This window comes from Rossellomorea sp. SC111, from assembly GCF_024733565.1.
Taxonomy (GTDB): Bacteria; Bacillota; Bacilli; order Bacillales; family Bacillaceae_B; genus Rossellomorea.
Genome location: NZ_JANIOC010000014.1, coordinates 100027 through 108758 on the forward strand (window position 1 = coordinate 100027; position 8732 = coordinate 108758).

Below are 8732 nucleotides of genomic sequence, written 5' to 3' on the forward strand. Positions count from 1 at the left end.
CTTGGGATTCGATTCCCAAGCGTTTTTTCTATTTCATTAAACTCCCCTGTGCAATGCCCCATATGTCTTTCGCATATTGCTCGATTGTCCGGTCGCTGGAGAAATAGCCGGAATTGGCAATGTTCTGCAGGCACATCCGTGACCAGTGCTCTTTGTTTTCATACGCCTTTCCTGCCTGTTCATGAACCCTTACGTAGGAATCGAAATCCCTTAGGACAAAGAATTGATCATTCTCAGTCAGTAACGAGTCATAAATGGTCTCGAAATGATCACCTGCATCCGGCAGGGTATCATCTATTAGTTGGTTCAACACCTTTTTGATCCTTGTATCGTAATGGAAGTACTCCATGGCGTAATAGCCTCCATGGTGCTGATATTTCATCACTTCCTCAGCCGTTAATCCGAATATGAAGATATTGTCTCTTCCGACCTGTTCCAGGATCTCAATATTGGCACCGTCAAGTGTCCCAAGGGTCAAAGCACCGTTCATCATGAACTTCATATTCCCCGTACCAGACGCTTCCTTACTGGCCGTTGAGATCTGCTCGGACAAGTCGGCTGCCGGGATGATCTCTTCTGCAAGGGACACCCGGTAATTTTCAAGGAACACGACTTTAATGCGCCCCTTCACAAGCGGATGATCATTAACAAGATCTGCTACAGAGTGGATCAATTTAATGATTTTTTTGGCATAGTAGTAACCCGGGGACGCCTTTGCCCCAAAAATGAATGTACGTGGATGAAAATCGAATCCCGGATCTTCCACACAGCGATTATACAGGTGGAGGATATGCAACACATTCATTAACTGACGTTTATACGCATGAAGCCGCTTCACCTGGATATCAAATATCGAAGACGGATCGACAATGATTCCATTGCTTTCATATATCAGACCGGCAAGCTTTTGCTTATTTCCCTGCTTCACATCATACAGGTCTTTCAGGAATGCCGTATCATGGTGATACTCCTTCAGCTTCACCAGTTTGGAAGGGTCTTTGATCCACTCATCACCGATCGAAGAGGTAATCAGATTCGAAAGGGATGGATTGCTGTTAAGGAGCCACCTTCTATGGGTGATTCCATTTGTCTTGCTATTAAATTTACCAGGATAATATTGATAAAATAAGTTCATTTCCCGTTGCTTCAAAATTTCCGTGTGGATCTTTGCCACACCGTTCACACTGAAGCTTCCTACAATGGCAAGATGGGCCATTTTGACTTCATCATGTGAGATGATCGCCATGTCTTCTATCCTCTTCCACTCACCGGGATACTCTTTCCATAATTCCCTGCAGAACCGTTCATTGATTTCATTCACAATCATGTGGATGCGGGGCAGGAGGGGCTGGAATATACGGATCGGCCATCTCTCCAGTGCTTCTGACAGAGTCGTATGGTTTGTATAGGCGAATGTATTCGTCGTGATTTCCCATGCTTCTTCCCATTCAAAGGAGTATTCATCCAGAAGGACCCTCATCAGTTCCGGGATGGCAAGAACCGGATGGGTATCATTGATATGGATTGAAATATTCTCATGCAGTTCCTTCAGATTCCCATTTCGGTAAAGGTACGAATCCAGAATCGAGCGGATGCTTGCTGACACAAGGAAGTATTGCTGCTTCAGGCGCAGGATCTTCCCTTCTTCATGAGTATCGTCAGGATATAGAAATTCTGTGATGGCTTCCGTATCACGTTTGTACTTCATCATATCTTTACCCGCTTTATAGGCGGCAGGTTCGGCACTCCATAAACGAAGAGTATTGACCGTCGACGTCTCGAATCCCACTACAGGCATATCATAAGGAACCGCCGCGACGACTTCTGCATCTACATGTCGAAACCTTAAGACATCCTTTTCCCTATATGATTCCACCTTCCCCCAGAATGGAACTTCGACGGTCAGGTCTGATTTACGGACCTCCCACACATGACCATGACGCAGCCACTGTTCCGGAAGCTCCATCTGAAATCCGTTCACGATCTTTTGTTCAAACAATCCATGCTTATAACGGATTCCATATCCATGGCCAGGTAAATTAAGGGAAGCCAGGGAATCCAGAAAACAGGCAGCTAAACGGCCAAGGCCTCCATTTCCAAGTCCTGCATCGTGCTCAACCTCTTCCATTTCCGCAAGGTCGATTCCAAGATCCTGGAGTCCTTTATCCACGATATCGTAAATTCCCAGATTCGTAAGATTTTGCCTGAGCAGACGCCCCAGTAGAAATTCGATGGATAAATAGTACACTTGCTTTTGTTTATTGAACCGGTATTGCTCATTCGTATGGATCCAGTTCATCGAAATATATTCACGTATCAAGTGGCCCAATGTGAAAAACTGATCCTGGCTTGTGGACTCAGGGAACGTCTTTCCATACATCATTTCTAGCTTCTTCAGAAACAATTCTTTGAATTCAATCGGATCAGAAAACATGGCTTTCACTCCTTGATACCAGGTCAGCGTATAGTTGATTATACTTAAAGGCCGATTGGGCCCAACTATAATCTTTATTCATTGCATTACGTACAATATGGTTCCATGTTTCCGGATCTTCGTGGAAATATGATAGGGCTCTCCGGTAGGTGTAAAGCATATCGTGAGCATTAAAGTTTTTGAATGAGAAGCCGTTTCCGCTCTTCGTCTCCTCATTGTAAGATTCAACGGTATCGTTCAGTCCGCCTGTCTCCCTAACAAGTGGCAGTGCTCCGTATCTCATGGCAATTAACTGTCCCAGCCCGCAAGGCTCGAACTTGGAAGGCATCAGGAACAAATCACTGGCGGAATAAATCTGTTTTGCCAATTCTTCATTGAAGCCGATCTGTACTCTGACCTTATCTGGATACGTCCACTCCATTTCCCTGAAGAATTGTTCAAACTCCCAATCCCCTGTCCCCAACAGGACAAACTGGACATTTTCCTGGATCATCTCATGAAAGACGCCCCTGATGAGTTCAAGACCCTTTTGGTTCGTCAGTCTCGAAATGATGGACACCAGTGGGATTCCTTCATTCTCCTCGAGGCCCAGACTTCTTTGCAGGTGCTGCTTCGACTGCTTCTTTCCTTGAAGATTCCCGCTGAAGAAAGGAAACTCCCCGTCATCAGGATTATACACTTCATCATCTATCCCATTGAGGATCCCCAATAATTGGTTGTACCGCTGGCCAAGTATATTATGAAGCTTTTCCCCGTAGTAAGGCGTGAGGATTTCTTCTTTATACGTAGGACTCACCGTTGTGACGAAGTCCGAAGAGATGAGCGCGCCTTTCATGAAATTGATATTCCCATAAAACTCGAGGTATTCATGATGAAAATACTTCTCAGGGATAGCTAATAAGTCCGTCATCACCTCTTTAGGGTAGATGCCTTGAAATTGCAGATTATGAATCGTGAATACGCTGCGGATAAATGAATAACCGGGTCTTTCCTGATACTCGCTTCGGAGTAAGAAAGGAACCATGCCCGTATGCCAATCGTGACAGTGAATCACATCGGGATAGAAATCGAGAACAGCAATACTTTCCAAAACAGCCCTTGTAAAGTAGGAGAACCTCTCTCCATCGTCAAAGTATCCGTATAATCGCTCCCGGTTAAAATAATATTCATTGTCCACAAAATAATATGTCACACCATTTTCACTGTACTCTTCAATTCCACAATACTGATCTCTCCAGCCTACTGACACGAAAAACTCTTTCTTCCGTTTCATTTTTGAACGGAATTCTTGAGGGATCCCGCCGTATTTAGGCAGAATCACCCTGACATCCGTGCCTAAACTTCTTAACTCCTTGGGCAGTGCGCCTGCAACGTCCGCCAAGCCCCCGGATTTAATAAATGGGACACACTCAGATACTACAAATAACACTTTCACGAATTCATCAGCGCTCCTTGAATCATCCCTTTGCGAATGACAATTGGATTGTTTGCTTCTCCGATAAGCTTGACGCCATCTTCAATTCTCACATCTTTATCCAGAATCACATTCTCTAGTACACAGTTATCTCCAATTTGACTCTTCTGCATAATGATGCTGTTAGAAATAGCAGTATTCTTGCCGACCTTCACCGCTCTGAACATTGTAGAATTTTTCACTTTGCCCTCAATGAAGCATCCATTGGCGATGATGCTGTTCTTCACACTTGCCGCTGATGTGTAGCGTGTCGGCGGCTCATCCTTCACTTTCGTATAAATGGGCATATCTTTTTTGAACAGCTCTTTCCAATAGGATAAGTTCATAAGCTTCATGCTGGCCTCATAGTATTCTTCAATGGAATCAATTGTTTGAACAAATCCTTCATGCTCATATCCGCACACCTTGAATCCGCTATCCATGTCATCCACCACATCCTGCATACATGTATAGCCCGTTTCACGCCTGTGCCCGATCAAATCAATCAGTGTAGATGTTTTTACTAGGTACATGTCTAAGGAGCTGCCATTGTGACGCATTTCCGTGATATCACAACCGATACGGATATGACGTTCCAGTACGGGCTGATAATCGATGTTACATAACGTAAAGCAATTGCTGATCAGGGCGTATTCCTGTGTACTGCGTCTGAAATAATCCATATGATGGGCAAAGTGATTGAAGGACCCGACACCCTCTTCATTCGCTTCCAATCCAGGAGCGGGAAAGAAAAACAAGCCATCCCGCTTCCGGTTCAGGTCCCAGTTCTTCCCTGATCCGAGGTGATCCATCAGAGATCTGTATTGAAACTTTGGAAAGATTGCTACACTGCCGATATCGGAATTCACCATATTGGAAAGGACAAAGTCAATCAATCGGTATCTGCCGGCTATGGGAAGGGCCGCCAATGAGCGATGCAGCAATAAATCCTCCAAGGAATCGTAGTAACTCGTAGCATCAATAACACCAAGCATTGTATTTTTCAAAACACTTCTCCTCCTCTAATGTTGTTAAGATGGTCTTGAATCTTACACTCTTTCCTGTTCCAACAGTGCTTCAATGAATGATTCCGTCACCAGGATGATTTCATCGGATCCCTCTTCCGGCATGATGCACAAGCCCTTTGGAACCTTTACATCCGGCGGCACGATTGCCTGCTCGATATAAGCATTTTCTTCAATGACGGCGTCCGGCATGATGACAGAACGACTGACATGCGCTCCCTTTTTCACCGTTGTTCCCTGGAAGAGTACGGACTTTTGAATCGTTCCTTCAATCGTACATCCTTCATTTACAAGAGAACCCTCCACAATGGCTTCTTCTGAAATATATTGTGGCGGCTCATTCGGATTAACCGAATACACTCTCCAATCATGATCGAACAGGTTCAGTTCATTCTGCTCATCTATCAGATCCATATTTGCTTCCCAAAGGCTCTTGACCGTACCGACATCCTTCCAATAACCTTCAAATGGATAAGCCATCAGTTTCTTCTTTTCATCAAGGAGGAGAGGAATGACATCCTTACCGAAGTCATGGCTTGAATCAGGATTCCGTTCATCCATCTCGAGATAATCCTTCAGTACGGAAAAATTAAAGATGTAAATGCCCATCGAAGCAAGATTGCTTTTCGGGAAAGGCGGTTTTTCTTCAAACTCTGTGACACGCATATCCTCATTCGTGTTCATCAGTCCGAAACGGCTTGCTTCATCCCATCCCACTTCAATGACAGAAATCGAGACATCTGCTTTTTTCTCGATATGATAATCAAGCATTTTACTATAATCCATTTTGTAAATGTGATCCCCCGATAGAATCAATACGTACTCGGGATCATATTGCTCAAGGTAATTCATATTTTGATAAATGGCGCTTGCCGTCCCCGTATACCAGCGCATTTCGGATGATTCAGCATATGGGGGCAGCACCGTTACACCACCGTTCTTGCGGTCAAGATCCCACGCGCTCCCGATCCCGATATAGGAATTCAATACGAGGGGCTGGTACTGGGTAAGAACACCGACAGTGTCGATGCCTGAGTTCGTACAATTGCTCAGGGTAAAATCAATGATACGGTACTTTCCTCCAAATGGTACGGCGGGCTTAGCCAGACTTTTCGTCAATGAACTTAACCTGCTCCCTTTTCCACCTGCTAATAACATGGCCACACATCTACCTTTTGCCATTACTCTTCTCCCCTTTCACTCGATTGGTCTTAAATAAACGGCTGCGTATGGTGGAATCGTCATTTCCACATAACCATTTCTTCCATGATACGGTTCATTGTGCACGGTAAGCGGGTTGGGATTCACCTGATGGGAACCTCCAAACCTTTCATCATCACTATTCCAAATCTCTTCATAAGAAGAAGCCTTATCTACCCCCACCTTATACTGGTGATACACATGGGGACTGAAATTGCAGATCACCACAAGATGATCTCCCTTTTCTATCCCATAACGGATAAAAGAGAAAATCTGCTGCGCAGCATTATTTACATCAACCCACTGGAATCCGTCTGAACGATGATCCATTTGAAATAATGGTTCAGCACCTTTATATAAATGCATTAGCTCTTTAAAATATGAATTGAATTTGTGATGAAAGTCGTAATCCAGTAGATGCCAATCTAACTCCTCAAGATCCTTCCATTCTGAAAACGGGGCCAGTTCACTTCCCATGAACAGAAGTTTTTTACCTGGATGAGCCATCATGAAGCCGAGGAGCAACCGGTATTGAGCGAATTTCTGCCAGTAATCCCCCGGCATTTTGTTTAATAGCGACTTCTTCCCATGCACCACTTCATCATGGGAGAAAGGAAGCACATAATTCTCTGAAAAGGCATATAACAACGAAAACGTAATGAGAGAATGCACATGTTTTCGTTCAGATGGATCGGTTTCCATATATTTAAGGACGTCATTCATCCATCCCATATTCCACTTATAATTAAATCCAAGTCCTCCATAATGAACAGGAGACGTCACCTGTGGCCAGTCCGTAGAATCCTCTGCAATCATCAGAATCGAAGAATCAAACTCAAAAACGGCCTTGTTCAAGTTTTTCAAAAACTGTATGGCCCCTTCATTCGGCGAAAGCTCACCTTGATTCGCCCAATAGATGATGTTCGCCACTGCATCGATCCTGAAGCCATCGATATGATACTGATCCATCCAGAAACGGGCATTGGAAATCAGGAAGCTTCTCACTTCCCCCTTGCCCAAATCAAAATTCGCCGTACCCCACGTATAGTTCTCACGGTCTCTTTCCTCACTGTACTCATAAGCAAACGAACCATCAAACTCATATAACCCATGCGCATCCTTACAAAAATGACCTGGGACCCAATCCAGGATCACGCCAATATTATGTAAATGACATTCATTCACAAATGTCATCAAATCATGTGGTGAGCCGTAGCGACTGGTAGGGGAGTAATACCCCGTACCTTGATAACCCCAGGAACGGTCAAATGGATGCTCCGTGACAGGCAGCAGCTCGATATGGGTGAATCCATGCTCTTTCACATAGGGAATCAATTGCTGTGCTAATTCCTTATATGGAAGAAACTTTCCAGCTTTCTTCTTCCACGTGCCTAAATGTACTTCATAAATCGCCATAGGTTGGTCGTAGATCGTAGTGGATGAACGTTCCTCGATCCACTTCTCATCTTCCCATCGAAAGCCCTCCAGCTCATACACGACGCTTGCCGTATGAGGGCGCCTTTCAGAGGCAAACCCGTACGGATCCGCCTTCAGCTTCTTTGCCCCCAGGGGAGTCGTAATTTCATACTTATACGTTTCTCCCTTTAGATCCTTATCGACTCGAATTGTCCACAGGCCTTCACTGTTCCGTTTTTTTAAATCATATCCATTCCCATTCCATTGATTAAAGGAACCCACCAATGAAACCTGCCTTGCTTTCGGTGCCCAAACGCAAAATTCTGTATAGGTCCCAGTGGAATCCCTTCTCACATGTGCACCCATAAACTGATAGGCCTGCTGCAAATTCCCCTCATGAAACAAAAACACATCGTAATCTGTTATGGTCATTGCGTTCATCATCTCACCTACATTTTTTCAATCTACTTAACTACTTTCTAACAACATCACCAAAATCCTTTATATTATCGTCGTTCAATTCCGACAATTTACTACATACTTATATATAAAAACTGCCTATTTGGTAACTTATTCTAAATGGTAAGGTTTACATTGTAAAAACATAGGGGAAATACGATGAATTCGTAGCGGAATTTGTCGAAAGTTTTTATATAAAAAAATCTAAAATTAGTGGGAAATATAAAGGGATTCCGGTATTTTGTATAGATTTTTGGTTGGTTGGAAGATGAAACAGTGGTGTCGAATGAAGGAAGGAGAATGGCTTTGTCTTATGGTCACTGACCTTATCTGCTTAATTGGAAAATATGATTTGAATGGAATAATGAAGAAGTTGATAGAAGTCGATAATACACCCCTCTCCTCAGTAACCAGGGATATAGTTTTGCATATGGAGCATGCATATCCAAGCTTCGCACAACAAAAAAAGACTATCAACAATGATAGTCTCTACAGAATGACCCATACGGGATTCGAACCCGTGTTACCGCCGTGAAAGGGCGGTGTCTTAACCGCTTGACCAATGGGCCTTAATGGCGGAGAAGGAGGGATTTGAACCCTCGCGCCAGTTGCCCGACCTACACCCTTAGCAGGGGCGCCTCTTCAGCCACTTGAGTACTTCTCCAAATATGGCTCCGCAGGCAAGATTCGAACTTGCGACCGATCGGTTAACAGCCGATAGCTCTACCACTGAGCTACTGCGGAA

Annotated in this window: 4 protein-coding genes, 3 tRNA genes and 1 pseudogene; all 8 read right to left on the minus strand. The window is 44.1% G+C overall.

Going from position 1 to position 8732, the window contains the following annotated elements:
• Positions 1-28: 28 nt before the first annotated feature.
• Complete coding sequence (locus NQ095_RS17840; protein WP_258264778.1) at positions 29-2434, minus strand: glycogen/starch/alpha-glucan phosphorylase; 2406 nt, start codon at positions 2432-2434, stop codon at positions 29-31.
• Entirely contained in the window at positions 2424-3869 is a 1446-nt protein-coding gene (glgA, locus tag NQ095_RS17845) for a glycogen synthase GlgA (protein ID WP_258264779.1), read from the minus strand. The genes NQ095_RS17840 and glgA overlap by 11 nt, the downstream gene beginning before the upstream one ends.
• The gene (locus tag NQ095_RS17850; protein ID WP_258264780.1) at positions 3866-4894 is read right to left on the minus strand and encodes a GlgC family sugar phosphate nucleotidyltransferase; all 1029 of its coding nucleotides are present in this window, start codon (positions 4892-4894) and stop codon (positions 3866-3868) included. Before NQ095_RS17850 ends, glgA begins: the two co-directional genes overlap by 4 nt.
• Before the next feature lie 42 nt (positions 4895-4936).
• Positions 4937-6070: a glucose-1-phosphate adenylyltransferase gene (locus tag NQ095_RS17855; RefSeq protein WP_375162857.1), complete on the minus strand. Its 1134-nt coding sequence runs from the start codon at positions 6068-6070 to the stop codon at positions 4937-4939.
• A pseudogene (glgB, locus tag NQ095_RS17860) lies at positions 6012-7969 on the minus strand (1,4-alpha-glucan branching enzyme). Before glgB ends, NQ095_RS17855 begins: the two are co-directional and overlap by 59 nt.
• Before the next feature lie 515 nt (positions 7970-8484).
• A tRNA-Glu gene (locus NQ095_RS17865) sits at positions 8485-8556 on the minus strand.
• A 4-nt stretch (positions 8557-8560) separates the two neighbouring features.
• A tRNA-Ser gene (locus tag NQ095_RS17870) sits at positions 8561-8651 on the minus strand.
• A 5-nt stretch (positions 8652-8656) separates the two neighbouring features.
• Positions 8657-8731 (minus strand) — tRNA-Asn (locus NQ095_RS17875).
• Position 8732 lies beyond the last annotated feature (1 nt).

Bases quoted from the DNA above. Each gene is read 5' to 3' on its own strand.
- NQ095_RS17840 (WP_258264778.1), bottom strand. From the start codon at position 2,434: ATGTTTTCTGATCCGATTGAATTCAAAGAATTGTTTCTGAAGAAGCTA.
- NQ095_RS17855 (WP_375162857.1), bottom strand. From the start codon at position 6,070: ATGTTATTAGCAGGTGGAAAAGGGAGCAGGTTAAGTTCATTGACGAAA.